Source organism: Streptomyces sp. NPDC054841 (assembly GCF_053611045.1).
This window is the reverse complement of sequence record NZ_JBSGZO010000010.1, coordinates 16,575-41,319: the sequence shown is the minus strand read 5'-3', so window position 1 is coordinate 41,319 and position 24,745 is coordinate 16,575. Positions and strand designations below refer to the sequence as shown.

Here is a 24,745-nt window from a genome sequence, read left to right as displayed (position 1 = left end):
ACCTCCTCGGGTAGTACCCGGTACCGTCCTCGTACACCAGACGCGGTACACGAAGGCCGGACCGGCCCGAGGAGGAGCTGCCATGGAGATCCGCCGCGCGACGACCGTCGCCGAGCTCCTTTCCGCCGAGCATCTGTACGACGGCCCGGCACGCACGGAGTGGGCGGAGCGCTTCCTGGCAGCGCCCGGGCATCTGATGCTGATCGCCTACGTCGACGGTGCGCCGGCCGGGATGGTCTCGGGCATCGAGATGCTCCACCCGGACAAGGGCGCGGAGATGTGTCTGTACGAGCTGTCGGTGGACGAGGGGTACCGGCGGCGCGGTATCGGAAGAGCGCTGACCCAGGCACTGGCGACGGTCGCCCGGGAGCGCGGCTGCTACGACATGTGGGTCGGTGTCGACACCGACAACGAACCGGCGCTGGCGACGTACACCTCCGCACATGCCGTGAACGAGGGTGAATTCACCACGCTGACCTGGGAATTCATGACCGATGACGGTTCGGGCGATTCGCGCTGACGGGCCACTGGAGCGCAATCGCCGGGGCCTGCACCGCTGATATCGGTGATGTCCGCCAAATTCGGTACGGCACTCGGACATTGCCTTGAACCCATCAGTAACAACCTCTTGTCTGCTCGATCACTGCACGAGACGCTGTCCTGCACATCCGCACGAGCCATGCGGATTTTGTCGTGTTCCGATCAAAGAAAGGTCAGGTGCACGAGATGAGATTTACTGCCCGGCGCTCCATACGCATGGGCGCGCTGCTCCCCGCAGTCGCCCTCGCAGCCGGTCTCCAGTTCGCCGCCACCCCCACCGCGCAGAGCGCGCCCCTCGGCGATCTCCGTCTCGCCCCCACTGCAACCGCGGTCCAGGACAGCTGGATCGTCGTTCTCAAGGACGGCAGCACCCGCGCCGCCGAGCTCGGTGTGACGCCCAAGCACACCTATCGGTCCGTCCTCGAGGGATTCTCCGCGTCGATGTCCAAGGCGAAGGCTGCTCGTCTCGCCGCCGATCCGCGCGTCGACTACGTCGAGCAGAACGCCACTGTGCGGCTCAACGACACCCAGTCGAACGCCACCTGGGGCCTCGACCGCGTCGACCAGCGGAACCTCCCGCTGTCGACGACGTACACGTACAACACCACCGCGTCGAATGTGAACGCGTACATCATCGACACCGGCATCCGTACCTCGCACAGCGAGTTCGGCGTCCGCGCGAGCATCGGAACGGACACCGTCGGCGACGGCCAAAACGGCCAGGACTGCCAGGGCCACGGCACGCATGTCGCGGGCACGGTCGGCGGCAAGACCTACGGTGTCGCCAAGAGCGTGAAGCTTGTCGCGGTCCGCGTGCTGGACTGCGAAGGCTCAGGTACGACGGAGGGCGTCATCGCCGGTGTCGACTGGGTGACGGCGCACGCGGTCAAGCCTGCCGTCGCCAACATGAGTCTGGGCGGCGGGGCCAGCGCCGCCCTGGACAACGCGGTGAAGAAGTCCATCGCGTCGGGCGTCAGCTACTCGATCGCGGCGGGCAACGGCATTCTCATCGGCATCCCCGTGAACGCGTGCAACTACTCCCCTGCCCGCGTCCCCGAGGCGATCACGGTCGGCGCGACGGACAACACGGACCGCAGGGCGTCGTTCTCCAACTACGGCACCTGCCTGGACCTGTTCGCGCCGGGGGTGAACATCACGTCGGCGTGGAAGGACAACGACGCCGCGACCAACACCATCTCCGGTACGTCGATGGCCACCCCGCACACGGCGGGCGTCGCAGCGCTCTACCTCGCGAACCACCCCACGGCCACCCCGGCCCAGGTCCGCGACGCGCTGGTGAACAACGCAACAAGCGGCAAGGTCGTGGACGCGCGCACGGGCTCCCCGAACAAGCTGCTGCACTCGCTGTTCTGACATCGACGGTCGCCTCTATTTGTCGCCATTAGTCGCTATAGCGGCTTTTAGCCACTGCTGGTCAGTGCCTGTCTGTGTTTTGACGTTTTGACGGTCAGTGCATGAGATGCCCGAGGAGCTCCTCCCCACCCGGGTGGGGCCGCTCCTCGGGCATCTCCAATCTCCCAGGGTGGAGCGGCATGGGAACGATGTGAGGCATCGGGCAGTCGTGCGGTCCACGTGCTGCTTCTCGTGTCGCCCTTCATCGGTCCGGCGTCCATCCGTTAGGCTCGCGCCGCCCACAAAGGTCCCGATCTTCACGGAGGGCAGGACAACGGGGATCAATCGAGAACGCCTCGTCAGAACACTGACGTTCTGGCTGCGGCCTGCCTTCGCGTTGCGGGTCATCAACCGTTTCCAGAAGATCGTGGGTTTCGACCGTTCGATGGCCCTGGCGTCCAGCGCCTTGACGGCGTTGGTCCCGCTCTCCATCCTCCTTGGCGCTGTCTTCGAGAATTACGACGCCGCAGAGCGGATCATCAGGCGCTACAACCTCACCGGAGCAGGCGCCACGGCAGTCAGCTCTCTGTTCTCTCCTGCCGAAGGGACCAGTGTGAGCTTCGGCATCCTCGGGGTCGCGTTTCTGACGATCTCGGTACTGAGTTTCACGCGAGCCGCACAGCGACTCTTCGAACAGACATGGGAACTCAAGCCCCTCAGTGTGCGCAACACGCGCAACGGCTTGTGGTGGATCCTCACTCTCGGTGGCTACGCCGTGGTCACCACGTTGCTCTCCGCGCTCCTCGGCGCGGACGCGCTGGGTCTGGTCGCCTTGGTGTGTGAGATACCGGTGACCGCTGCATTCCTCCTCTGGAGCGGCTGGATCCTGTCGGCGAAGCGGATCAGCTGGGTGGACCTGCTTCCCTTCGGCGTCACCGGCGCCGTTCTGACGGCGGCCTATTCAGTGGGCGCGACCATCTACATGCCGCGTCTCTTCAACTCCTCTGCCGCACGCTACGGGGTGGTCGGTGCAGTCTTCGCGATGATCTCCGCCCTCTTCGCATTGATGCTCGCCTTGGTTGCATCGGCGGCACTGGGACGAGAAGTACGAGACGAACTCAGCCGGATCCGTCAGGGCCACCGCCCTTCGGACCGTGAGATCCGCCGACAGTGGGACAACGTGGTCGAGCAGACCCGGTCACAGTGGCGCACGGCACGGGAACAGGTCTCTCGTCATCAGATCAAGGGCTCGAACCACTGATGGGCACGGCCGGCCACCGAAGACGACCGCGCGACCCGTACGGGGTGAGGGTTCCGTACGAGCCGCGCGGCGTGGGGAAGAGTCCGGTCGGGTGTCAGTGGTTGCGCGGGAAACCCAGGTCCACGCCCGCCGGGGCCTCGGAGGGGTCCGGCCAGCGGGTGGTGACGACCTTGCCGCGGGTGTAGAACTGCACGCCGTCGTTGCCGTAGATGTGGAGGTCGCCGAAGAGCGAGTCCTTCCAGCCGCCGAAACTGTGGTAGCCCACCGGCACCGGAATCGGCACGTTCACACCGACCATGCCTGCCTCGACCTCCATCTGGAAGCGGCGGGCGGCGCCGCCGTCGCGGGTGAAGATCGCGGTGCCGTTGCCGAACGGCGAGGCGTTGATGAGCTCGATGCTCTCCTCGTACGTCTTGGCGCGCAGCACGCACAGCACGGGGCCGAAGATCTCGTCCCGGTACGCGTCGGAGTCGGTCGAGACCTTGTCGAGGAGCGACAGACCGATCCAGTGGCCGTCCTCGAAACCGTCCACCGTGTAGCCCGTGCCGTCGAGGACGACCTCGGCGCCCTGGTCCGGCGCGCCGTGGACGTACGAGGCGACCTTGTCGCGGTGGGCCTTGGTGATGAGCGGGCCCATCTCGGACGTGGGGTCGTTGCCCGGGCCGATCTTGATCTTCTCGGCGCGCTCACGGATCTTGTCGACCAGTTCGTCACCGATCGCGCCGACCGCGACGACCGCGGAGATCGCCATGCAGCGCTCGCCCGCGGAGCCGTACGCGGCGGAGACGGCGGCGTCGGCCGCGGCGTCCAGGTCCGCGTCCGGGAGGACCAGCATGTGGTTCTTGGCGCCGCCGAGCGCCTGGACGCGCTTGCCGTTGGCCGACGCGGTGGTGTGGATGTGCCTGGCGATCGGCGTCGAGCCGACGAAGGAGACCGCCGAGACGTCGGGGTGCTCCAGGAGACGGTCGACCGCGACCTTGTCGCCGTGGACGACATTGAACACGCCGTCCGGAAGGCCCGCCTCGGCCAGCAGCTCGGCGATCTTCAGCGACGCGGACGGGTCCTTCTCGCTCGGCTTGAGGATGAAGGTGTTTCCGCAGGCGATGGCGAGCGGGAACATCCACATCGGCACCATCGCCGGGAAGTTGAACGGCGTGATGCCGGCGACGACGCCGACCGGCTGGCGGATGGCCGCGACGTCCACCCGGTTCGACACCTGGGTGGACAGCTCGCCCTTGAGCTGGGTGGTGATGCCGCAGGCCAGGTCCACGATCTCCAGTCCGCGGGCGACCTCGCCCAGCGCGTCCGAGTGGACCTTGCCGTGCTCGGCGGTGATCAGCTCGGCGATCGCGTCGCGGTTGGCGTCCAGCAGCGCGCGGAAGCGGAAGAGGATCGTGGTGCGCTGGGCCAGGGAAGACGTGCCCCAGGTGGCGTACGCGGCCTTCGCGGCGGCGACCGCCGCGTCGACCTCCTCGACGGACGCGAGTGCGACCTGCGTGGTCACGGCTCCGGTCGCCGGGTCGGTGACCGGGCCCCAGTTGCCGGACGCGCCCTCGACGGTCTTGCCACCGATCCAGTGGTTGACGGTCTTCGTCATGACGAAAAGCTCCTTCAGATCCTTCAGAGATGGCGGCGTCGGGCTGCGACTTGCCGGTCGTACTCCTCCCGTGCCTTGACCGCCGACGGGCGGGTCGCGGTCTCGGCCACGGGAACATCCCACCACGCCTGGGCCGGGGGCGCGCCCGACACAGTGTCTGCCGTTTCGGTCTCGGCGTAGACACATGTGGGGCGGTCCTCCGCACGGGCCTCCGCGAGGGCTTCGCGCAGGTCACGCACGGTCTTGGCCCGGATCACCCGCATCCCCAGGGACGCTGCGTTGGCCGCGAGGTCGACCGGGAGCGGGGGCCCTGTGTACGTACGGTCGGGCTCCCGGTAGCGGTATGCGGTGCCGAACCGCTCGGAGCCGACCGACTCGGACAGCCCGCCGATCGACGCGTACCCATGGTTCTGGAGGATCACCACCTTGATGGGAATGTTCTCCTGGACCGCGGTGACGATTTCGGTGGGATTCATCAGATACGTACCGTCACCGACGAGGGCCCACACGGGCCGGCCGGGCGCTGCCATCGCGACGCCGATCGCGGCGGGGATCTCGTAGCCCATGCAGGAGTAGCCGTACTCGACGTGGTACTGGTCGCGCGAGCGGGTCCGCCACAGCTTGTGGAGATCGCCCGGGAGGGACCCCGCGGCGTTGATCACGATGTCGTCCTCGGTGATCAGAGCGTCGAGTAGGCCGAGGACCTGCGGCTGAGTGGGGCGTACGTCCTCGTCGCGCGTCTCGTACGCGGCGTCGACGCGGTGCTCCCAGCGCTCCTTGTCGTCGGTGTACTCCGTCTCGTAGGTGTGCTCCACGTGGTGGCCGTGGAGGGACGCGATGAGACCGTGCAGGCCCGCCCGGGCGTCCGCGACGAGCGGGAGGGCGGAGAGCTTGTGGGCGTCGAAGCCGGTGATGTTGAGGTTGAGGAAGCGGACGTCGGGGTGTGTGAAGAGGGTGCCGGAGGCGGTGGTGAAGTCGGAGTAGCGGGTGCCGACGCCGATGATCAGATCCGCGGCTCGCGCCAGCTCGTCGGCGGTCGCGGTGCCGGTGTGGCCGATGCCGCCGACGTCCTGTGGATGGTCGTGGCACAGTGACCCCTTGCCCGCCTGGGTCGAGGCCACGGGGATGCCGGTCGCCTCGGCCAGCGTCTTGAGCGCGATCTCCGCGCGGCTGTGGTGCACGCCGCCGCCCGCGATGATCAGGGGTCGGCGGGCCGACCGTACCGCCGCGGCCGCCGCCGCCAGTTCGTCCGGGTCCGGCATCGGGCGGCGTACGTGCCAGACGCGCTCGGCGAAGAACTCCTCCGGCCAGTCGTATGCCTCGGCCTGCACGTCCTGCGGCAGCGCGAGCGTGACCGCGCCGGTCTCGGCGGGGTCGGTGAGGACCCGCATCGCGGCGAGGGCGGCCGGGATCAGTGCCTCGGGGCGGGTGATCCGGTCGAAGTACTTCGACACGGGACGCAGGCAGTCGTTGACGGAGACGTCCCCCGCGTAGGGCACTTCCAGCTGCTGGAGGACCGGGTCGGCGGGACGGCTCGCGAAGACGTCGCCGGGCAGGAGCAGCACGGGGAGCCGGTTGATCGTGGCGAGGGCCGCGCCGGTGACGAGGTTCGTGGCGCCGGGGCCGATGGAGGTGGTGACGGCGTGGGTGGAGAGCCGGCCGCACTGGCGGGCGTAGCCGACGGCCGCGTGCACCATGGCCTGTTCGTTGCGGCCCTGGAAGTACGGCATGCCGTCGCCGGACTCGCCGGTTTCGAGGAGGGCCTGGCCGATTCCCGCGACGTTGCCGTGGCCGAAGATGCCCCATGTGGCGCCGATCAGCCGCTGGCGGTGGCCGTCGCGCTCGGAGTACTGACGGGTGAGGAAGGCGACGAGGGCCTGGGCGGTCGTGAGTCGGCGGGTGCCGGGGCGGCGCGTGCTGGGTCCCGTGCTCATCGGTAGCCCTCCGTGTGATCGGGGTGGAAGCAGATCCGCCATTCCCGCTCGGGGCCCGGGCCCGCCATGACGTTCAGGTAGTACATGTCGTGGCCCGGGGCGGCGATGGACGGGCCGTGCCAGCCGTCGGGGACGAGAACGGCGTCGCCGCTGCGGACCTCGGCGAGCAGGTCGGTGCCGCCGGGGCGGGACGGGGACACCCGCTGGTAGCCGAAGCCGTGCTCGCCCTCGATCTCGAAGTAGTAGATCTCTTCCAGTCTGGTCTCTTCGCCGGGCCGGTGCTCATCGTGCTTGTGCGGCGGATACGACGACCAGTTGCCGCCGGGGGTGAGCACCTCGACGGCGATGAGGCGGTCACAGTCGAAGGAGTCGGCGGCGGCGAAGTTGTGCACCCTGCGCGCGCAACTGCCGGTGCCGCGGTCTTCGACGGGGACCTCCGGCGCGGGGCCGTAGCGAGCGGGGAGTCGTCGCTCGCATTTCGCTCCTGCCAGGGCGAAACGGCCTCCCGCGCCGGAGGCGATCTGTGCATGGGCGTCGCGCGGCACGTACGCGAAGTCGGTGACTCCGGCGAACACGCTCTGCCTGCCCTGCAGTTCCATGGTCGTGCCGTCCGTCTGCACCGAACATCCGCCGCTCAGCGGAAGCACGATCCACTCGCTGTCCCCGGTGCCCAGCAGATGCGAACCGCCCGGGGGCAGCTCCAGGATCCGCAGCGCGGAGTAGCCCCATCCGGCCGTCTTGGGGTCGATGTCCAGCGCGTACGGCCCCTCGGCCGCAGTGCCTGCCCGTACATGCATGTGGTCGTCCATGAGTTCTCCGTACCCCCTAGAGCAGTCCTACGGCCGTATCGACGGCCCCCGCCACATCGCCGTCGACCGGATAGAGCAGTGAGCGTCCCACCACCAGCCCCTGGACCGTGGGCAGTTGCAGGGCTCCGCGCCATTTCTCGTACGCCCGCTCCTGCCCACCGGCGGAACCGCCCACTTCGCCTCCGAGCAGCACGGCCGGCAGCGTCGAGGTCTCCATCACGCGTGCCATGTCGTCCGGGTTCTCGGTGACCGGGACCTTCAGCCATGTGTACGCCGACGTGCCCGCGAGGCCGGAGGCGATGGCGATGGAGCGGGTGACGGCCTCGGCGGACAGGTCGTTGTGCAGGTGACCGTCGACGCGGCGGCAGATGAACGGCTCGACGAAGACCGGCAGCCGGTACGCGGCCATTTCGTCGATTGCGCGGGCCGTGGAATGCAGCGTCTCGAGGGAGCCCGGGTCGTCGTAGTCGATACGGAGCAGCAGTTTGCCGGCGTCGAAGCCGAGCCGGGCCAGGTCCTCCGCGCGGTGTCCGGTGAAGCGGTCGTCCAGTTCGAAGGCGGCGCCCGCGAGCCCGCCACGGTTCATCGAGCCCATGACGACCTTGTCCTCGAGGGCGCCGAGAAGAAGGAGGTCCTCCAGGATGTCGGCGGTGGCGAGGACCCCGTCGACGCCGGGGCGCTCCAGGGCGGTGCAGAGCCGCTCCAGCAGGCCTGTGCGGTTGGCCATGGCCAGCCGCTGATCGCCGACGGCGAGGGCGCCGCGGGCGGGATGGTCGGCTGCGACGATCATCAGCCGGCCGCTGCTCCCGACGAGTGGGCGCCTCCGCCGGCGGGCGGCGGCCTCGGCGACGGCCTCGGGGTGGTGCGCCCTGATCCTGACGAGGCCGGCGACGTCGACGCGGGTCACGACGCTGCCCCGGGTGCGGCACCGGGGCCGGGAAGCGGGTTCGGGTCCGGGTCCGGGTCCCGATCCGGGTCCGGGTCCGGGCCGGGTGCGATGCCGGAAGCGGGGCCCGGTGGGTGGCCCTCGAGGAGAGCGTCGACTTCAGTGGTGTAGGGCATGGCCGAGGAGCAGGCGAGGCGGGAGGCGACGATCGCTCCCGCGGCGTTCGCGAACCGCATCACCCGCTCCAGCTCCCAGCCGGCCAGCAGCCCGTGCACCATGGCTCCGCCGAACGCGTCACCCGCGCCGAGTCCGTTGACCACTTCAACCTCCACCGGCGGGACCTCGGCGGTGGTGCCGTCCCGGTGGACGGCCAGCACGCCCTTGGGTCCCTGTTTGACCACGGCCAGCTCGACCCCGGCACCGAGCAGCGCGCGGGCCGCGGCATACGGTTCGCGCTCGCCGGTCGCGATCTCGCACTCGTCGAGATTGCCGACGGCAACGGTGGCGTGAGCGAGGGCCTGTACGTAGTACGGCCTCGCTTCGTCCGGAGCCGCCCGGTCCGTGCTCTCCCAGAACATCGGGCGCCAGTCGAGGTCGAAGACCGTCGTACCGGACTTCGCCCGGTGTTCCAGAGCCGCGAGGGTCGCGGTCCTGCTCGGCTCCGCGCACAGGCCCGTGCCGGTCATCCAGAAGACCCGCGCCGAACCGATGGCCGCCAAGTCGAGATCGTCCGCGTGCAGTTCGAGATCGGGCGCCTTGGGCCGGCGGTAGAAGTACAGCGGGAAGTCGTCCGGCGGGAAGATCTCGCAGAACGTGACCGGCGTGGGCAGTCCCGGCACCGCCGTCACCCAGCGGTCGTCGACCCCGAACTCCCGCAGCGCCTCGTGGAGATACTCCCCGAAGGCGTCCTGACCCGTGCGGGTGATGACCGCGGAGCGGCGACCGAGCCGGGCCGCCGCCACCGCCACGTTCGTGGCGGAGCCGCCGAGGAACTTCCCGAAGGTCTCGACGCGCGCCAGCGGAACCCCGGTCTGCAGGGGGTATAGGTCAACTCCGATCCGGCCCATCGTGATCACGTCGTACGGCTGAGGCATACGTGTCCCTTCGGTTCCACGCCCGGCTGTCCCCTGGTCTAGCCCGCTCTCCTGAACGCTGTCAACATTTTGTCCTTACATTCGGACGAAAGCTTGACACCTTTCTCGGGCGGCCGGAAAGCTGACCGCCATGACCTCCTCCGCACCCTCGCTCAACCGCATCCGGATCGGGTCGGCCCCGGACTCCTGGGGCGTTTGGTTCCCCGACGACCCGCAACAGGTCCCCTGGCGGCGTTTCCTCGACGAAGTCGCGCAGGCGGGGTACGAGTGGATCGAACTCGGCCCGTACGGCTACCTCCCGACCGACCCCGCGGTGCTCACCGAGGAGACCGCGGCGCGCGGGCTGAAGGTCTCCGCCGGAACCGTCTTCACCGGGCTGCACCACGGGCCGGCCGTCTGGGACACGACCTGGGCCCATGTCGCCGACATCGCCGCCCTCACCCGCGCGATGGGCGCCGACCATCTCGTCGTCATCCCCTCCTTCTGGCGCGACGACAAGACCGGCCAGGTGCTGGAGGACCGCACGCTCACCGCGGCCCAGTGGCGAGACCTCGCCACCCAGACCGAACGACTCGGCAAGGAGGTCGGCGACCGCTTCGGGCTGCGAATCGTCGTCCACCCGCACGCGGACACCCATATCGACAGCGAGGAGAACGTGAGCCGTTTCCTCGACGCGACCGACCCGGACCTGGTCTCGCTCTGCCTGGACACCGGGCACTACGCCTACTGCGGCGGCGACAGCGTCAAGCTCATCGAGACCTACGGTGAGCGGATCGGCTACCTCCACCTCAAGCAGGTGGACCCGGAGATCCTCGCCGAAGTGGTCGCGGACGAAGTGCCGTTCGGCCCGGCCGTGGCGCGTGGCGTCATGTGCGAGCCGCCCGCAGGCGTGCCCGCTCTGGAGCCGGTGCTCGCCGCGGCCCAGCGGCTCGATGCCGAACTGTTCGCCATCGTCGAGCAGGACATGTACCCCTGTCCTCCGGACAAGCCCTTCCCGATCGCCGAACGCACCCGCCGCTTCCTCCGCTCCTGCGGGGCGTGAGGCCAAGCCTGTCCGGTCAGAGCCTCGGCCGGCTCTGCACAACCAATGGCGTGACTCGCTTACGTCACAGAAGTCACCTCCTCGTCACATATGTCTCCGTTACGCGGGCCTTCCGTCACAGCTCCCCGACACCCCCTCCCCTCAGGTCACTCTGTGTCGTTCAACGGGCACGGGCTCAGTGATCGCCAGCGTCCGCGCCGCAGCTCCCCCGACGGCTCCCCTGCCGCCGCTGTGGCGCGCGCAGGGAGGTGCCAAAGATGACCGACAGAAAGCTCTGGTCCTACAAGGAGATCGCCGCGCACATCAAGGTGCAGCCGGACACGGTGCGTTCGTATCGCAAACACGGCCTCCTTCCTCCGCCGGACCATGTGGAGGCCGGCAAGCCTTACTGGTACGCGGACACCATCCGTATCTGGGTGGCCAACCGCCCCGGCAACAGGAGCCGCAGGGAGTGAGGCCGACGGGCCCCGCATCCGGCCGGTGCGGGGCCCGCCCCGAAATCGGCTTGCCCCCGCACACCGCGTTCTCAAGAATTCCCCGGTGACGAATTCCCCGGCGACCGAACAACCGACCACGGACTTCTCCGTCAAGCCCACCCTCACCGGAGAGAGGGTGGTCCTACGCCCCTTCACCGAGGCGGACGCTCCGACCATGGCCGTGATCCTCAGCGATCCGGAGGTGCTCCTCTTCACCGGCAGCGCCGGCGATCCCCCTCTCCCCGAGGCGCGTCTGCGTTCCTGGTACGCGACCCGCAGCGACCAGACCGACCGCCTCGACCTCGCTGTCGTCGACCGAGCCACCGGTGAACTCGTCGGCGAGGTTGTCCTCAACGAGTGGGACGAGCGGAACCGCAGTTGCTCCTTCCGTACCCTGATCGGCCCCAGCGGCCGAGACCGCGGTCTCGGCACCGAGGCCATCCGGCTGATCATCGGCTATGGCTTCGGGCAACTCGGCCTGAACCGGATCTCCTTGGGCGTCTTCGACTTCAATCCCCGGGCCCGGCGAGCCTACGAGAAGGCGGGCTTCGTCGCCGAGGGCACCGAGCGCGAGGCCCTGCGCCACGGAGACGGGTGGATCGACGCCACGGTCATGTCGGTCCTGGCTCGTGAATGGACAGTCCACCGTGGCCACCCCCGCCTGTGAAACCCGGAGGCGTTCAGGGCCTGTCCGGCGGATCAGGCCCTAGCCGCGGGCGGGCTCGATGATCGTCACGCCCGCCCCCGGGGTCCTCCCCATGGCCGACAGCGCGGCGGGAGCGGCGTCCAGGGAGATCACCGAGGTCACCAGGAGGTCCGGCCGGAGCGCCCCGGAGCGAACCATCTCCAGCATCGGTCCATAGGCGTGGGCCGCCATCCCGTGGCTGCCGATGATCTCCAGCTCCTCACCGATGACCCGGCTCATGGGCACGACAGGGTCACCGGCCGCCGAGGGCAGCAGGCCCACCTGCACATGCCGTCCGCGGCGGCGCAGGCTCTGCACGGAGGCCGCGCAGGTGATGGGCGAGCCGAGCGCGTCGAGCGAGAGATGGGCACCGCCACCGGTCAGCTCGCGCACCGCCTCGGCAGTGCCGCCCGTACCCGTGAGCGCCGTGGCGTCCACGCATTCCGCCGCGCCGAACTTCCGTGCCAGTTCCAGGGCGCGCGGTGAGACGTCCACCGCGACGACCCGCGCCCCGCACGCCGCCGCGATCATCACCGCGGACAGTCCGACTCCACCGCAGCCGTGTACGGCCACCCACTCGCCCGGCGCCACCCGTCCCTGGGAGACCACGGCCCGGAATGCGGTCGCGAACCGGCAGCCGAGCCCCGCTGCCGTCGCGAACGACAGTTCCTCGGGCACACCCACCAGATTGACGTCCGCATGCTCCAGCGCCACGAACTCGGCGAAAGAGCCCCAGTGCGTGAACCCGGGCTGGGTCTGGCGCTCGCAGACCTGCTGGTCGCCTGCAGCGCAGGAGGCACAGCGGCCGCAGGCGCAGACGAACGGCACGGTGACCCGGTCCCCGGGTTGCCAGTTGGCGACCCCCGGGCCCACCGCCTCGACCACTCCGGCCAGCTCATGCCCGGGGACATGAGGGAGGGTGATGTCCGGGTCATGACCCATCCAGCCGTGCCAGTCGCTGCGGCACAACCCGGTGGCCTCGACGCGCACGACCACGCCGTGCTCCGACGGCACCGGGTCCGGCACCTCGCGCACGCCGGCGTCCTGCCCGTACTGCTCGAACACCACAGCCCTCATCGGCCACGCCTCTCCCTGGCTTCGCTCGAATCGGTTCGAACCTAACCGCCCACAGCGGCCTTGTCGCGGTCCCGGTCGTCCGGCCCCGGAATGCTCCGCGCGGCCTCGTCCCGCTGCTCGACGCCCTGCTCCGCCGGGGCGGGCCCGGATATCTCGCCCTCGCTGAGGCCGAACCTCGCGTGGAAGGCGCGCAGCGGAGCCGGCGCCCACCAGGTAGCCCGCCCCGTCAGCTTCATCACCGACGGAACCAGAAGGCTGCGCACCACCATCGCATCCATGAGGACGGCGAGGGCGATCCCGAGACCGAGCATCTTCGCGTTGGCCACCCGCGAGGTGCCGATCGCGACCATCACGACAGCGAGGATCACGGCCGCGGCAGTGATCAGCCCGCCCGTGCGGCGCAGTCCGTAGGCCACCGCATGCTCATGGTCGCCGGTGCGGTCGTACTCCTCCTTGATCCGGGAGAGGAGGAACACTCCGTAGTCCATGGAGAGGCCGAAGGCGACACAGAACATCAGGACCGGAAGCGTCGTCTCGATGTCGCCGGTGGACGTGAAGGCGAGAAGTCCGGAGAGATGGCCTTCCTGGAAGACCCAGACCACGGCCCCGAACATCGCGGTGAGGCTGAGACCGTTCAGAACGACGGCCTGGAGCGGGATCATCACACTGCCGGTGAGCAGGAAGACCAACAGCAGCGTGACGACGGCGATGATGCCCGCCGCCCAGGGCAGTCGGTCACCGATCGCGTCCTTGGAGTCGACCAGCATCGCGGCCGCGCCGGTGACCGACGTCGCGAACGGGGCAGGCTCCGCGCGGAGCTCCCGCACGAGCCGCTGGGACTCCTCGCCCACGGCCTCGCCGTCGGGAAGCACCATGAAGGTCGCGTGCGTGCCGGAGACGAGCGGCCCGTCCACCCGCAGTACGCCCGGGAGTGCCGAGACGCGCTCCCGGTACTCGGCGTACTGCGCGGGGGTGGCCACCCCCTCGGCGAAGACATCGAGGCCGCCGCCGGGGCTGCCGGGGAATCCGTCCCGGATGTGCTGCTGCACGACATGCGCCTCGGCGGTCGCCGGCAACTGGCGGTCGTCGGCGCGCCCGAACTTCACGTCGAGGAAGGGCAGTCCGAGCAGCACCAGCCCGGCGGTGGTGGCCGCGGCGAAGACCGGCGCCCGCCGCATCACCCACGCCACCGCCCTGCCCCAGCGCGCGCCTTCAGTGCCGTCCGAGGCGGCAGCCTTCCTGCTGCGCCCCCGGCGCAGCAGGCGGCGCAGATCCAGCGCGTTCACCCGGTCCCCCAGCAGCATCAGCGCGGCGGGGAGCAGAACAAGAGCGGCCGCGGCGGCCAGCAGCACCACCGCTATCCCGGCGTAGGCGAACGACCGCAGGAAGTACTGGGGGAAGACCAGCATCGCGGCCAGCGAAACGGCCACCGTGAGGGACGAGAACAGCACCGTCCGCCCTGCCGTGCGAAGGGTGACCCCGACCGCCTCGCGGGTCTGCGCACCCGCTGCCAGTTCCTCCCGGTATCTGCGCACGATGAACAGGGCGTAGTCGATGGCGAGTCCGAGACCGAGAGCTGTCGTGAGGTTCTGCGCGAAGACCGAGACATCGGTGAATTCGGTGAGTCCGCGCAGGACCGCGTTCGTGCCGAGGATGGCGACGATGCCGATGCCCAGCGGCAGCAGGGCCGCGACCGCGCTGCCGAAGACCATCACCAGCAGCACCAGGGTCACCGGCAGGGCGATCATCTCGGCCCGCAGCAGGTCCTCCTGGATGATCGTCTGCATGTCGTGCATGACGGCGACGGGCCCGCCCACGGAGACCTTCACAGGACCGTGTGTCCCCCGGTACTCGGGGGCGATGCGCTCCAGCACCTCGCCGGCCGCCTTCTCGTCCCCTTCTATCCGAGCGGCGATCAGAGCCTCGCGGCCGTCCTCGGCGCGCAGCGCGGGCGACTTGCTCTGCCAGTAGGAGCCGACGCCCGTGACGCCCTTCTCACCTGCCAGCCGCTCGGTCAGCCGGGCGGCCTCGGCGGCGACCGCCGGATCGTCCACGCCCGCCGGCCCGCTGCCGACGAGCAGCAGCAGATTGGGCCGCGCGGCCGGGAACTCGCGGTCGAGCGCGTTCTTGGCGTACGTCGACTGGGCGTCGGGGTCCTCCCAGCCACCGCTGCCCATGCGGTCGCCCACTCCGCTGCCCGCGAACACGGCGAGTGCCGTGATGATCAGGGCGAGCAGCAGCGACAACCGTGGTCGCGCGGTGACGGCCCTGGTCCAGCCGCCAAGGCGCGGCTCAGCGTTGACTTCGGACATCGTGCGGTGTCCCCTTCACCGAGACCGGTGCCGCGCAGCAGGCAGCACGGATCGTCCATTGCCATAGACTGGCAAACACGAGTCATCGCTCGCGTTTCTCAAGAATGCGAGCGACCACTCGCGTTTGTCAACCGAACCTGAGAAGCTGGGGATTGGTGATTCACATGCCACAGGCACCCGACGCCGAGGCCCAGACCAAGCCCGCGCAGACCAAGCCCGCGCAGACCAAGCCCGCGCAGACCAAGCCCACGCAGACCAAGCCCGCGGAGCCCAAGGCCACACAGCCACGCCGCCGCCAGGCCCGCGGCGAGCGCCGCATCGCCCAGCTCCTGGAGGCTGCGGCGGGCATCTTCTGCCGCTGCGGCTACACCGCGGCCAGTACCAACGCGATCGCCCGCGAGGCAGGCGTCTCACCCGGCACGCTGTACCAGTTCTTCCCGAACAAGGAGGCCATCGCCGTCGAACTGGGCGACCGGCTGATGCAGCGCTGGCGCGAGTCCCACGGTGCGGCATTCGACGCGCTCGACCCCACTCTCCCCCTCGACGAACTGCTGGACTCCGCCCTCGATCCACTGATCGAGTTCAACTGCGAGAACCCGGCCTTCGCCGTCCTCATGCACGGCTCCGAGATCCCCGGCCGGATCACCGAGGAACACGACGCCGTGCACTCCGCGCTGCTCACGCGCGTCGAGGAAATCCTCGGCGGCTTCCTCCCCGACGCCGACCCCGCCGAGCTCCACCGCACGGCGAGCATGGTGTTCTCCGTCGTCAAGGCGGGCCTGGACCTGATCCTCGCCCACGAGGGGGACGAACGGGAGGCGTACAAAGCGGAGCTGAAGACGGTGCTGCGCCGCTACCTCTCACCACTGTTCGACCAGGCGACGCCGGGACACACCGATACCGGGGCAAGCTCGCTTTATACCCCCTAGGGGTATAGTGTGGCGACTGTCAGGGAGTCCCGTCATTCCCAGGGTCCTCTCTTGATGCACCATGACTTCGTTGCACGAAGTGATCGCAAAGCGACACGCCCTCGAACAGGAGAACGCCATGACCGTCGAGACGAAGACCGAGACTCCCGAGGCCACCGGCTCCTGCTGCTCGCCTTCCGGTTCGTGCCACGGCGGCGGCGTGGCAGACGTCCAGCTGGGCGGCGTCACCGCGGTGTACGAGGTGAAGGGCATGACGTGCGGTCACTGCGAGGGGGCAGTGACCGCCGAGATCTCCGAGATCGCGGGCGTCACCTCGGTCAAGGCCGTCGCCGCCACCGGACAGGTCACCGTGATCTCCGACGCGCCACTGAACGAGTCCGCGGTGCGCGCGGCGGTCGACGAGGCCGGTTACGAGCTCGTCGGCCAGGCCTGACACCCCGTTTCCGGCCGGGCCTCAGCTGCGGCGGACGGCCCGGCCCCGGCCTTGGAACCCAGCACAGATGACCAGCAGCACAAACGAGATCCCGGACGCGGGTGGCTCGCGGATCGAGCTCCTGATCGGCGGAATGACCTGCGCGTCGTGCGCGGCCCGTGTGGAGAAGAAGCTCAACCGCATGGACGGCGTCACCGCTACGGTGAACTACGCCACCGAGAAGGCCCGCGTCACCTACGGCGACGCCACAGACGTCGTGGATCTCGTCGCCGTGGTCGAGAAGACGGGCTACTCGGCCACACCGCTCCTGCCACCAACCGCGATACCCGGCGCTCGGGCCACGGCGTGTACGGCCCCGGACCCGGACACGGCAGGCGGAAATCCGGTCGCCCAGCTGCCGGACAGGACCGAGCCCGGGCAGCCTGGGCCCGGAGAAGAGACCGCGACCCGAACCCGGCCCCGAACTCGCCTCGAAACCGCCACCGAAACCCAGCTGCCCAGGGCTCGCCTCGAAACCGCGGCGGAAACCCAGCCCAGGGCTCATCCAGAGACCGCGAGCGACACCCGCCCCGCAGCCCGCAACGGGGATCCCGTCACCGCGCTGGGGCAGCGGCTGCGCGTGTCCGCCCTGCTCGCCGCGCCCGTTGTGCTGCTCGCCATGGTGCCCGCCCTCCAGTTCGACAACTGGCAGTGGCTCTCCCTGGCCCTGGCCGCTCCCGTCGTCGTCTGGGGCGGGCTGCCGTTCCACCGCGCCGCGTGGACCAACCTCCGGCATGGCGCAGCCACCATGGACACCCTCGTCTCCCTCGGCACTCTCGCCGCCTTCGGCTGGTCCCTCTGGGCGCTCTTCTTCGGCCATGCGGGCATGGCAGGCATGCGCCACGGTTTCGACCTCACCGTGGACACGACAGCCGGCCGCGCCGGCGGAGCGTCGGCCATCTACCTCGAAGTCGCCGCGGGCGTCATCACCTTCATCCTCCTCGGCCGGTATCTGGAGGCGCGTGCCAAGCGGAAGGCCGGTGCCGCCCTGCGCGCAATGCTGGAGCTGGGCGCCAAGGACGTGGCCGTCCTCAAGGACGGCGCAGAGGTACGCATCCCGGCCGCCCGGCTCGCCGTCGGCGACCTCTTCGTCGTGCGCCCGGGGGAGAAGATCGCCACCGACGGCACCGTCGTCGAGGGCACCTCGGCCGTCGACGCCTCGATGCTGACAGGCGAATCCGTACCAGCAGACGTCAGCGTCGGCGACGCCGTGACCGGCGCGACCGTCAATACCGCAGGCCGGATCGTCGTCGAGGCGAAGCGCGTCGGGGCGGACACACAGCTGGCCCGGATGGCCCGGATGGTCGAGGACGCCCAGAACGGCAAGGCCCGGGTGCAGCGGCTCGCCGACCGCATATCGGCCGTCTTCGTCCCCGTGGTCCTGCTGATCGCGCTCGGCACCCTGGTCGCCTGGCTGCTGATCACCGACGATACGACCGCAGCCTTCACGGCCGCCGTCGCGGTGCTGATCATCGCCTGTCCCTGTGCGCTGGGCCTGGCCACCCCCACGGCCCTCATGGTTGGTACGGGCCGCGGCGCACAGCTCGGCATTCTGATCAAGGGACCGGAGGTCCTGGAGTCGACCCGCGCGGTGGACACCGTCGTCCTGGACAAGACCGGAACGGTCACCACCGGCCGAATGCACTTGCAGGACGTGTACGTCAGTGGCTCCACCACCGAGGAGGAGCTGCTGCGGCTCGCGGGCGCCCTGGAGCACGCCTCGGAGCATCCCGTCGCCCGCGCGGTCGCGGACGGCGCGGCGATACGCGTCGGCCCGCTGCCCGTCCCCGAGGCCTTCGAGAACGTCCCCGGCCTCGGCGTGCGCGGCACCGTGGAGGGCCACACCGTACTCGTCGGCCGAGCCCGCCTGCTCATCGACGCCGGAGTGGAACCGCCTGGCGAGCTCGACGGGATCACCGGACGCACCGCCGTCGCCGTGGCCTGGGACGGCAAGGCCCGCGGCGTACTGACCGTGGCCGACGCGGTCAGGAGCACCAGCGCCGAGGCGGTCGTCCGGCTGCGGGCGCTGGGGCTGAGGCCCGTGCTGCTGACGGGCGACGACCGCGCGGTCGCCGAGGCGGTTGCGGCCGAGGTCGGCATCCACGAGGTGTGCGCCGAGGTGCTGCCGCAGGACAAGGTGGCCGTGGTCCAGCGTCTTCAGGCAGAGGGCCGTACGGTCGCGATGGTCGGCGACGGCGTGAACGACGCCGCCGCGCTGGCCACCGCCGATCTGGGACTGGCCATGGGCACAGGCACCGACGCCGCGATCGAGGCCGGCGACCTCACGCTCGTACGGGGCGATCTGCGGGTCGCCGCCGACGCCATCCGGCTCTCGCGGCGGACCCTCGCCACGATCAAGGGCAACCTCTTCTGGGCCTTCGGCTACAACGTCGCGGCGCTGCCGCTGGCCGCCGCCGGACTGCTCAATCCCATGATCGCGGGAATTGCCATGGCTTTCTCGTCCGTTTTCGTGGTCAGCAACAGCCTGCGTCTGCGATCCTTCACGTGATACACAGGACCTTCACAAAGAGATCCAGATCACAGATATTTGAGGGTAACCATTCGGGCTCTTCGCGAGTCTAAGTGGGCGATGCCAGAACGTCTTGGGGGACGTTCATGGGATGTCTTGGGGGACGTCCCAGGCAAGCGTTGGCCGGGGCACGTACGACCGGGGAGCTTTGAGCGGCCCTCCCGTAGATACGTACCCCGGCAGACCGCGCGAAGAGCTTCTGCTGGACACCAGCAGACGCCCGGGCCGGATCCCGTGGGGGGAATCCGCACCGGGGATATGGGAAGCGCCCCGCTCGCCGACCCGTGGGGGGATCGGAAGCGGGGCGCTTCTCGCTGTACCGGGGCCCTCGCCGTCACCTGGGTTCTCGCTGTACCCAGGGGGCGACAGCCCGGGACGACACCTCGGGCGACTGCCCGCGATGTCAGGCATCGGGCGTCAGCGGGCCTCGACCGGGACGAAGTCCCGAAGGACCTCACCGGTGTAGATCTGGCGCGGGCGGCCGATGCGGGAACCCGGCTCCTTGATCATCTCGTGCCACTGGGCGATCCAGCCGGGCAGCCGGCCGAGCGCGAAGAGCACGGTGAACATCTCGGTCGGGAAGCCCATGGCCCGGTAGATCAGGCCCGTGTAGAAGTCCACGTTGGGGTAGAGGTTGCGCGAGACGAAGTACTCGTCGGAGAGCGCGTGCTCCTCCAGTTTGAGGGCGATGTCGAGCAGCTCGTCGGACTTGCCGAGCGCCGAGAGGACATCGTGCGCCGCCGCCTTGATGATCTTGGCACGCGGGTCGAAGCTCTTGTAGACGCGGTGGCCGAAGCCCATCAGACGGACGCCGTCCTCCTTGTTCTTCACCTTGCGGATGAAGGAGTCGACGTCGCCACCGTTGGCCTTGATGCCCTCGAGCATCTCCAGCACCGACTGGTTGGCGCCGCCGTGCAGCGGCCCCCACAGGGCGGAGATACCGGCGGAGATCGAGGCGAACATGTTCGCCTGCGAGGAGCCCACCAGACGCACGGTGGACGTCGAACAGTTCTGCTCGTGGTCCGCGTGCAGGATGAGCAGCTTGTCGAGCGCGGCGACCACGACCGGGTCCAGCTCGTACTCCTGCGCCGGGACCGAGAAGGTCATCCGCAGGAAGTTCTCCACGTACCCGAGGTCGTTGCGCGGGTAGACGAAGGGGTGGCCGATCGACTTCTTGTAGGCGTACGCCGCGATCGTCGGCAGCTTGGCCAGCAGCCGGATCGTCGACATGTTGCGCTGCTGCTCGTCGAACGGGTTGTGGCTGTCCTGGTAGAACGTCGACAGCGCGCTGACCACGGACGACAGCATCGCCATCGGGTGGGCGTCGCGCGGGAAGCCGTCGAAGAAGCGCTTGACGTCCTCGTGCAGCAGGGTGTGCTGGGTGATGTCGCCCTTGAAAGTGGCCAGCTCGTCGACCGTCGGGAGCTCACCGTTGATCAGCAGGTACGCCACCTCCAGGAAGGTGGAACGCTCGGCCAGCTGCTCGATCGGGTAGCCGCGGTAGCGGAGGATCCCCTGCTCGCCGTCGAGGTATGTGATCGCGGATTTATAGGCGGCTGTGTTGCCATAACCGCTGTCCAGGGTCACCAGACCGGTCTGCGCCCGGAGCTTCCCGATGTCGAAGCCCTTGTCACCGACGGTGCTCTCGACCACCGGGTAGGTGTATTCACCGTCCGCGTACCGCAGTACTACAGAGTTGTCGCTCACGTCATCCCTCACCGACGTAGTGCCTCTTCTTCGAGGTGCCCTGACTGTCTCTACCATCCCCCATTTGGCTGAGGAGAGTGCACTCGGGGTCGACCATTGGCCCTCTTGGCGGCACTCAGTGCCGCCAGCCTGCTCATACTGCCCCCTTCGCCCCGGTTCCGGAAGTCTTAGGTGATCTTTCCCACGAAGCGTCCACCTGTCAGCCGGTGGTCGAGTGCGGTAAAGCGCCTGCCTGCGGAAACGGTGCGGACTGCCTGTCCTATCGCCTTGCGGGAACCGACGAGTACAACGAGCTTCTTGGCGCGTGTCACGGCCGTGTAGAGCAGATTCCGCTGGAGCATCATCCACGCTCCGGTGGTGACCGGGATCACCACCGCCGGATACTCACTGCCCTGGGAGCGGTGGATCGTCACGGCGTAGGCGTGCGCGAGCTCGTCCAGCTCGTCGAAGTCGTACGGCACCTCCTCGTCCTCGTCCGTCAGCACCGTCAGCCGCTGATCGACCGTATTGAGTGAGGTCACCACGCCGACCGTGCCGTTGAAGATTCCGTTCTCCCCCTTCTCGTAATTGTTGCGAATCTGAGTGACCTTGTCGCCGACGCGGAAGACCCTGCCGCCGAGCCGCCTCTCCGGAAGATCGGGGCGGGCGGGGGTGATCGCCTGCTGCAGCAGCCCGTTGAGGTTGCCCGCACCGGCCGGGCCTCGGTGCATCGGGGCGAGCACCTGCACATCGCGCCGCGGATCCAGACCGAAGCGCGCCGGGATACGCCGTGCAGCGACGTCCACGGTCAGCCGGCCCGCCTCCTCAGTGTCCTCCTCGACGAAGAGGAAGAAGTCACTGAGGCCCTGGGTGAGGGGCTGCACCCCGGAGTTGATGCGATGCGCGTTGGTGACGACGCCGGACTGCTGGGCCTGCCGGAAGATCCGTGTGAGCCGGACGGAGGGCACCGGGCTGCTGTCCGCGAGGAGGTCGCTGAGCACTTCCCCCGCGCCGACGCTCGGCAACTGGTCCACATCCCCGACCAGCAGCAGATGCGCACCCGGAGCCACGGCCTTCACCAGCTTGTTGGCGAGCAGCAGGTCCAGCATGGATGCCTCGTCGACCACCACCAGATCCGCGTCGAGTGGCCGGTCCCGGTCGTACGCCGCGTCGCCGCCCGGCTTCAGCTCCAGCAGCCGGTGGACGGTGGACGCCTCGGCTCCGGTGAGCTCGGCGAGCCGCTTGGCCGCGCGGCCGGTGGGCGCGGCAAGCACCACCTTGGCCTTCTTGGCGCGAGCCAGCTCCACGATGGAGCGGACCGTGAAGGACTTGCCGCAGCCAGGACCGCCGGTCAGGACGGCGACCTTGCGGGTGAGGGCGAGGCGCACGGCCTCCTGCTGCTCGGGGGCGAGCTCCGCGCCCGTGCGGTCCGCGAGCCAGGCCAGCGCCTTGTCCCAGGCCACGTCCTGGAAGGCCGGCATACGGTCCTCGTCGGCGCGCAGCAGCCGGATCAGCTGGGCGGACAGGGACAGCTCGGCGCGGTGGAACGGCACCAGATAGACCGCGGTCACGGGATCGCCCCCGTCCGCGGCCGGGACCTGTTCCCGAACGACTCCCTCGTCGTCGGCCGCGAGCTCGCCGAGGCAGTCGATGACGAGGCCGGTGTCCACCTGGAGGAGCTTCACGGCGTCCGCGATGAGCTGCTCCTCCGGGAGGAAGCAGTGGCCCTGGTCCGTGGACTGCGACAGGGCGTACTGCAGGCCGGCCTTGACCCGGTCCGGGCTGTCGTGGGGTATCCCGACCGCCTGGGCGATCCGGTCGGCGGTGAGGAACCCGATGCCCCACACATCGGCCGCCAGGCGGTACGGCTGGTTCTTCACGACGGAGATCGAGGCGTCCTCGTACTTCTTGTAGATCCGCACGGCGATGGACGTGGACACACCGACCCCTTGGAGGAAGACCATGACTTCCTTGATGGCCTTCTGCTCCTCCCATGCGGCGCCGATCATCTTCGTGCGCTTCGGGCCGAGGCCGGGGACCTCGACGAGCCTCTTGGGCTGCTGCTCGATGACGTCGAGGGTGTCCGCCCCGAAGTGGTCGACGATCCGCTCGGCGATTCGGGGGCCGATGCCCTTGATGAGGCCCGATCCGAGATAGCGGCGGATGCCCTGGACGGTGGCGGGGAGGACCGTCGTGTAGTTCTCGACGGTGAACTGCTTGCCGTACTGGGGGTGGGAGCCCCAGCGGCCCTCCATCCGCAGCGATTCACCCGGCTGCGCACCGAGGAGCGAGCCGACCACGGTGAGGAGGTCACCGCCGCCGCGACCGGTGTCGACGCGGGCGACCGTGTACCCGTTCTCCTCGTTGGCGTAGGTGATCCGCTCCAGGACCCCTTCGAGCACTGCCAGATTGGACATGATCCGACGCTACCGCCAGGGTCGGACAACGTGCCGGGTCTGTGGACAACCAACGGGGCAGACCTGTGGACAACCTGCCTCGGCGACCGACTTCAAGGGGCCCGGTCGATCGACCGGGCCCCGCCTCCCCCATCGGAGCTCCCTGATCCCCCCAGATCCCTCCCCGGGAACCCCGATGCCAAGTACGACTCACCTCACGCCAGAAGGGTTGCACGACTGCGGGCAGTTATTTTTCCGGAATCTCGAAATGCTGACATAGCAGGGCAGTCTTAACGTTTTCGCCATGAGTGACGATTCCTTTCAGCGGGACGTACTGAACGAGCTCGGGGACGACAAGCTCCAGGAGATCGCCGGTGCACTCGGCACCGACGCGGCCGGGGCTGAGGATGCCGTCGGCACTTCGGTGTCCGCGCTCTTCGACGGTCTGCGGGAGGCCGCGGCGACACCCGAGCAGGCGGACGAGGTACGCGAGGCCGTCGCCGAGATCTCCGAACCGCCTCTGGAGGGCGTCGCGACGCTGGGCGGCGGGCTCCTCGGCGGCGGCCTGATGGCGGGTGTTCTCACCAAACTGGCCAGGCCCGCCGCCGCCGCGGTCGCCAAGAGGACCGGCATGCCCGTGGCGACGGTCAGCCGGGTCTTCGAGCTGCTGGTCCCGGTGGTTCTGACCGTCCTCACTAAACGCGCGGCGAAACGCCGGTCCGCGGGGGCCGCGCCCGGCTCTCCCGACAACTCGCCCGGCGGCCCGGCAGACGTACTCGGCGATCTGCCGGGGGGCACGAGGAAACGGTGAGCGAAGCAGGCGCGGAGTACTACAGCGCGTGCCGTACGTACCGCAATGCCGTCTCGGACAGCACCTCGACACCGTCCCGTGCCCATAGAGCGTCGTTGAACAGCTCCACCTCGACCGGGCCTGTGTAGCCCGCCGCGTCGACCCTCTCGCGCCAGGCGCGCAGGTCGATCACACCGTCACCCAACTGGCCGCGGCCGTTGAGCACCCCCGCCGGCAACGGGGTGACCCAGTCGGCCAGCTGGAAGGAGTGGATCCGCCCGCCCGCGCCCGCGCGGGTGACCGCCGCGGGCGCCTGGTCGTCCCACCAGATGTGATACGTGTCCACGACCACGCCCACCTGCTCCGCGGGGAACCGCTCCGCGATGTCGAGCGCCTGCGTCAGCGTGGAGACGGCGCAGCGGTCCGCCGCGTACATCGGGTGGAGCGGTTCGATCGCGAGGCGCACGCCACGCTCCTGTGCGTACGGCGCGAGGTTGCCGAGCGCGTCCGCGATGCGTTCCCGTGCGGCAGCCAGGTCCCGGCTGCCGGGCGGGAGTCCGCCCGAGACGAGTACGAGGGTGTCCGTTCCCAGCGTCGCCGCCTCGTCGACGGCCGCGCGGTTGTCGTCCAGGGCTCGTGCCCGCTCCCCCGGGTCGGTCGCGGTGAAGAAGCCGCCCCGGCACAGCGTCGTGACGGCCAGTCCCGCCTCCCGTACGAGCTTGGCCGCGGCCTCGACGCCGTACGCCTGTACGGGTTCGCGCCACAGGCCGATTCCGGGTACGCCGAGCCCCGCGCACGCCTCGGTGAGCTCCGGCAGCGTGAGCTGTCTGACGGTCATCTGATTGATGCTGAACCGGGAGAGGCCATGAGCGCGCG

Annotated in this window: 20 protein-coding genes; 10 read left to right on the top strand and 10 right to left on the bottom strand. The window is 69.3% G+C overall.

Going from position 1 to position 24,745, the window contains the following annotated elements; translation table 11 throughout:
• Window positions 1-82 precede the first annotated feature (82 nt).
• From ACWGI8_RS02970 to ACWGI8_RS02960, 3 genes are all read left to right on the top strand, one after another.
• Window positions 83-520: a GNAT family N-acetyltransferase gene (locus ACWGI8_RS02970; RefSeq protein ID WP_453658088.1), complete on the top strand. Its 438-nt coding sequence runs from the start codon at window positions 83-85 to the stop codon at window positions 518-520.
• 206 nt (window positions 521-726) lie between these two features.
• Window positions 727-1,914, top strand: a complete 1,188-nt coding sequence (locus ACWGI8_RS02965; RefSeq protein WP_453658086.1) for a S8 family peptidase — start codon at window positions 727-729, stop codon at window positions 1,912-1,914.
• Window positions 1,915-2,290: 376 nt separating this feature from the next.
• On the top strand, window positions 2,291-3,154 hold the full coding sequence (locus tag ACWGI8_RS02960; RefSeq protein WP_453658084.1) for a hypothetical protein: 864 nt from the start codon (window positions 2,291-2,293) through the stop codon (window positions 3,152-3,154).
• Between the two features lie 94 nt (window positions 3,155-3,248).
• Here ACWGI8_RS02960 and ACWGI8_RS02955 read toward each other — a convergent pair whose 3' ends face one another.
• Genes ACWGI8_RS02955 through iolC form a run of 5 tightly spaced genes read right to left on the bottom strand, consistent with a single transcriptional unit; the run spans window position 3,249 to window position 9,474 of the window.
• Window positions 3,249-4,751, bottom strand: coding sequence for a CoA-acylating methylmalonate-semialdehyde dehydrogenase (locus ACWGI8_RS02955; RefSeq protein WP_453658082.1), 1,503 nt, complete (start codon window positions 4,749-4,751; stop codon window positions 3,249-3,251).
• Between the two features lie 23 nt (window positions 4,752-4,774).
• Complete coding sequence (iolD, locus tag ACWGI8_RS02950) at window positions 4,775-6,685, bottom strand: 3D-(3,5/4)-trihydroxycyclohexane-1,2-dione acylhydrolase (decyclizing) (protein ID WP_453658080.1); 1,911 nt, start codon at window positions 6,683-6,685, stop codon at window positions 4,775-4,777.
• A complete protein-coding gene (iolB, locus tag ACWGI8_RS02945) occupies window positions 6,682-7,494 on the bottom strand; it encodes a 5-deoxy-glucuronate isomerase (RefSeq protein ID WP_453658078.1) in 813 nt (270 codons plus the stop codon). Before iolB ends, iolD begins: the two co-directional genes overlap by 4 nt.
• Window positions 7,495-7,510: 16 nt before the next feature.
• A complete protein-coding gene (locus ACWGI8_RS02940; RefSeq protein ID WP_453658076.1) occupies window positions 7,511-8,401 on the bottom strand; it encodes a Cgl0159 family (beta/alpha)8-fold protein in 891 nt (296 codons plus the stop codon).
• Window positions 8,398-9,474, bottom strand: coding sequence for a 5-dehydro-2-deoxygluconokinase (iolC, locus tag ACWGI8_RS02935; RefSeq protein ID WP_453658074.1), 1,077 nt, complete (start codon window positions 9,472-9,474; stop codon window positions 8,398-8,400). The genes ACWGI8_RS02940 and iolC overlap by 4 nt, the downstream gene beginning before the upstream one ends.
• Before the next feature lie 130 nt (window positions 9,475-9,604).
• On the opposite strand from iolC, the gene ACWGI8_RS02930 reads away from it, so the two are divergent.
• The 3 genes from ACWGI8_RS02930 (at window position 9,605) to ACWGI8_RS02920 (ending at window position 11,659) form a co-directional block, all read left to right on the top strand.
• Window positions 9,605-10,516 (top strand): sugar phosphate isomerase/epimerase family protein, encoded by a 912-nt coding sequence (locus ACWGI8_RS02930; protein WP_453658072.1) that lies wholly within the window; start codon window positions 9,605-9,607, stop codon window positions 10,514-10,516.
• A gap of 257 nt (window positions 10,517-10,773) precedes the next feature.
• Window positions 10,774-10,971: a helix-turn-helix transcriptional regulator gene (locus ACWGI8_RS02925; RefSeq protein ID WP_453658070.1), complete on the top strand. Its 198-nt coding sequence runs from the start codon at window positions 10,774-10,776 to the stop codon at window positions 10,969-10,971.
• An 85-nt stretch (window positions 10,972-11,056) separates the two neighbouring features.
• Window positions 11,057-11,659: a GNAT family N-acetyltransferase gene (locus tag ACWGI8_RS02920; RefSeq protein ID WP_453658068.1), complete on the top strand. Its 603-nt coding sequence runs from the start codon at window positions 11,057-11,059 to the stop codon at window positions 11,657-11,659.
• A 39-nt stretch (window positions 11,660-11,698) separates the two neighbouring features.
• Here the strand turns inward: ACWGI8_RS02920 and ACWGI8_RS02915 are convergent, their stop codons facing one another.
• Complete coding sequence (locus ACWGI8_RS02915) at window positions 11,699-12,754, bottom strand: zinc-dependent alcohol dehydrogenase family protein (RefSeq protein WP_453658066.1); 1,056 nt, start codon at window positions 12,752-12,754, stop codon at window positions 11,699-11,701.
• A 41-nt stretch (window positions 12,755-12,795) separates the two neighbouring features.
• Window positions 12,796-15,066 carry an MMPL family transporter gene (locus ACWGI8_RS02910; RefSeq protein WP_453658064.1) on the bottom strand — a complete coding sequence of 757 codons (2,271 nt, stop codon included), beginning with the start codon at window positions 15,064-15,066 and terminating at the stop codon, window positions 12,796-12,798.
• Window positions 15,067-15,230: 164 nt separating this feature from the next.
• On the opposite strand from ACWGI8_RS02910, the gene ACWGI8_RS02905 reads away from it, so the two are divergent.
• The 3 genes from ACWGI8_RS02905 to ACWGI8_RS02895 all read left to right on the top strand — a co-directional run bounded on the left by ACWGI8_RS02905 (window position 15,231) and on the right by ACWGI8_RS02895 (window position 18,976).
• Window positions 15,231-15,995, top strand: coding sequence for a TetR family transcriptional regulator (locus ACWGI8_RS02905; protein ID WP_453658062.1), 765 nt, complete (start codon window positions 15,231-15,233; stop codon window positions 15,993-15,995).
• Window positions 15,996-16,113: 118 nt separating this feature from the next.
• Window positions 16,114-16,428, top strand: a complete 315-nt coding sequence (locus ACWGI8_RS02900) for a heavy-metal-associated domain-containing protein (RefSeq protein ID WP_453658106.1) — start codon at window positions 16,114-16,116, stop codon at window positions 16,426-16,428.
• A 67-nt stretch (window positions 16,429-16,495) separates the two neighbouring features.
• Entirely contained in the window at window positions 16,496-18,976 is a 2,481-nt protein-coding gene (locus ACWGI8_RS02895; RefSeq protein ID WP_453658060.1) for a heavy metal translocating P-type ATPase, read from the top strand.
• Window positions 18,977-19,414: 438 nt separating this feature from the next.
• Here ACWGI8_RS02895 and ACWGI8_RS02890 read toward each other — a convergent pair whose 3' ends face one another.
• Together ACWGI8_RS02890 and recD2 are read right to left on the bottom strand one after the other, a co-directional pair.
• Complete coding sequence (locus tag ACWGI8_RS02890; protein WP_453658058.1) at window positions 19,415-20,704, bottom strand: citrate synthase; 1,290 nt, start codon at window positions 20,702-20,704, stop codon at window positions 19,415-19,417.
• Window positions 20,705-20,871: 167 nt separating this feature from the next.
• Complete coding sequence (gene recD2 / locus ACWGI8_RS02885; protein WP_453658056.1) at window positions 20,872-23,100, bottom strand: SF1B family DNA helicase RecD2; 2,229 nt, start codon at window positions 23,098-23,100, stop codon at window positions 20,872-20,874.
• A 283-nt stretch (window positions 23,101-23,383) separates the two neighbouring features.
• Here recD2 and ACWGI8_RS02880 point away from each other — a divergent pair, with 283 nt between their 5' ends.
• Window positions 23,384-23,890 carry a DUF937 domain-containing protein gene (locus ACWGI8_RS02880; protein ID WP_453658054.1) on the top strand — a complete coding sequence of 169 codons (507 nt, stop codon included), beginning with the start codon at window positions 23,384-23,386 and terminating at the stop codon, window positions 23,888-23,890.
• A 19-nt stretch (window positions 23,891-23,909) separates the two neighbouring features.
• On the opposite strand, the gene ACWGI8_RS02875 is transcribed toward ACWGI8_RS02880, so the two are convergent.
• Window positions 23,910-24,707 (bottom strand): sugar phosphate isomerase/epimerase family protein, encoded by a 798-nt coding sequence (locus ACWGI8_RS02875; RefSeq protein WP_453658052.1) that lies wholly within the window; start codon window positions 24,705-24,707, stop codon window positions 23,910-23,912.
• Window positions 24,708-24,745 lie beyond the last annotated feature (38 nt).

Excerpts from the sequence above, each read along its gene's own strand:
- ACWGI8_RS02970 (WP_453658088.1), top strand. The coding sequence starts at position 83 with ATGGAGATCCGCCGCGCGACGACCGTCGCCGAGCTCCTTTCCGCCGAG.
- ACWGI8_RS02965 (WP_453658086.1), top strand. The coding sequence starts at position 727 with ATGAGATTTACTGCCCGGCGCTCCATACGCATGGGCGCGCTGCTCCCC.
- ACWGI8_RS02955 (WP_453658082.1), bottom strand. The coding sequence starts at position 4,751 with ATGACGAAGACCGTCAACCACTGGATCGGTGGCAAGACCGTCGAGGGC.
- iolD (WP_453658080.1), bottom strand. The coding sequence starts at position 6,685 with ATGAGCACGGGACCCAGCACGCGCCGCCCCGGCACCCGCCGACTCACG.
- iolB (WP_453658078.1), bottom strand. The coding sequence starts at position 7,494 with ATGGACGACCACATGCATGTACGGGCAGGCACTGCGGCCGAGGGGCCG.
- iolC (WP_453658074.1), bottom strand. The coding sequence starts at position 9,474 with ATGCCTCAGCCGTACGACGTGATCACGATGGGCCGGATCGGAGTTGAC.
- ACWGI8_RS02930 (WP_453658072.1), top strand. The coding sequence starts at position 9,605 with ATGACCTCCTCCGCACCCTCGCTCAACCGCATCCGGATCGGGTCGGCC.
- ACWGI8_RS02925 (WP_453658070.1), top strand. The coding sequence starts at position 10,774 with ATGACCGACAGAAAGCTCTGGTCCTACAAGGAGATCGCCGCGCACATC.
- ACWGI8_RS02915 (WP_453658066.1), bottom strand. The coding sequence starts at position 12,754 with ATGAGGGCTGTGGTGTTCGAGCAGTACGGGCAGGACGCCGGCGTGCGC.
- ACWGI8_RS02910 (WP_453658064.1), bottom strand. The coding sequence starts at position 15,066 with ATGTCCGAAGTCAACGCTGAGCCGCGCCTTGGCGGCTGGACCAGGGCC.
- ACWGI8_RS02905 (WP_453658062.1), top strand. The coding sequence starts at position 15,231 with ATGCCACAGGCACCCGACGCCGAGGCCCAGACCAAGCCCGCGCAGACC.
- ACWGI8_RS02900 (WP_453658106.1), top strand. The coding sequence starts at position 16,114 with ATGACCGTCGAGACGAAGACCGAGACTCCCGAGGCCACCGGCTCCTGC.
- ACWGI8_RS02895 (WP_453658060.1), top strand. The coding sequence starts at position 16,496 with ATGACCAGCAGCACAAACGAGATCCCGGACGCGGGTGGCTCGCGGATC.
- recD2 (WP_453658056.1), bottom strand. The coding sequence starts at position 23,100 with ATGTCCAATCTGGCAGTGCTCGAAGGGGTCCTGGAGCGGATCACCTAC.
- ACWGI8_RS02880 (WP_453658054.1), top strand. The coding sequence starts at position 23,384 with ATGAGTGACGATTCCTTTCAGCGGGACGTACTGAACGAGCTCGGGGAC.
- ACWGI8_RS02875 (WP_453658052.1), bottom strand. The coding sequence starts at position 24,707 with ATGACCGTCAGACAGCTCACGCTGCCGGAGCTCACCGAGGCGTGCGCG.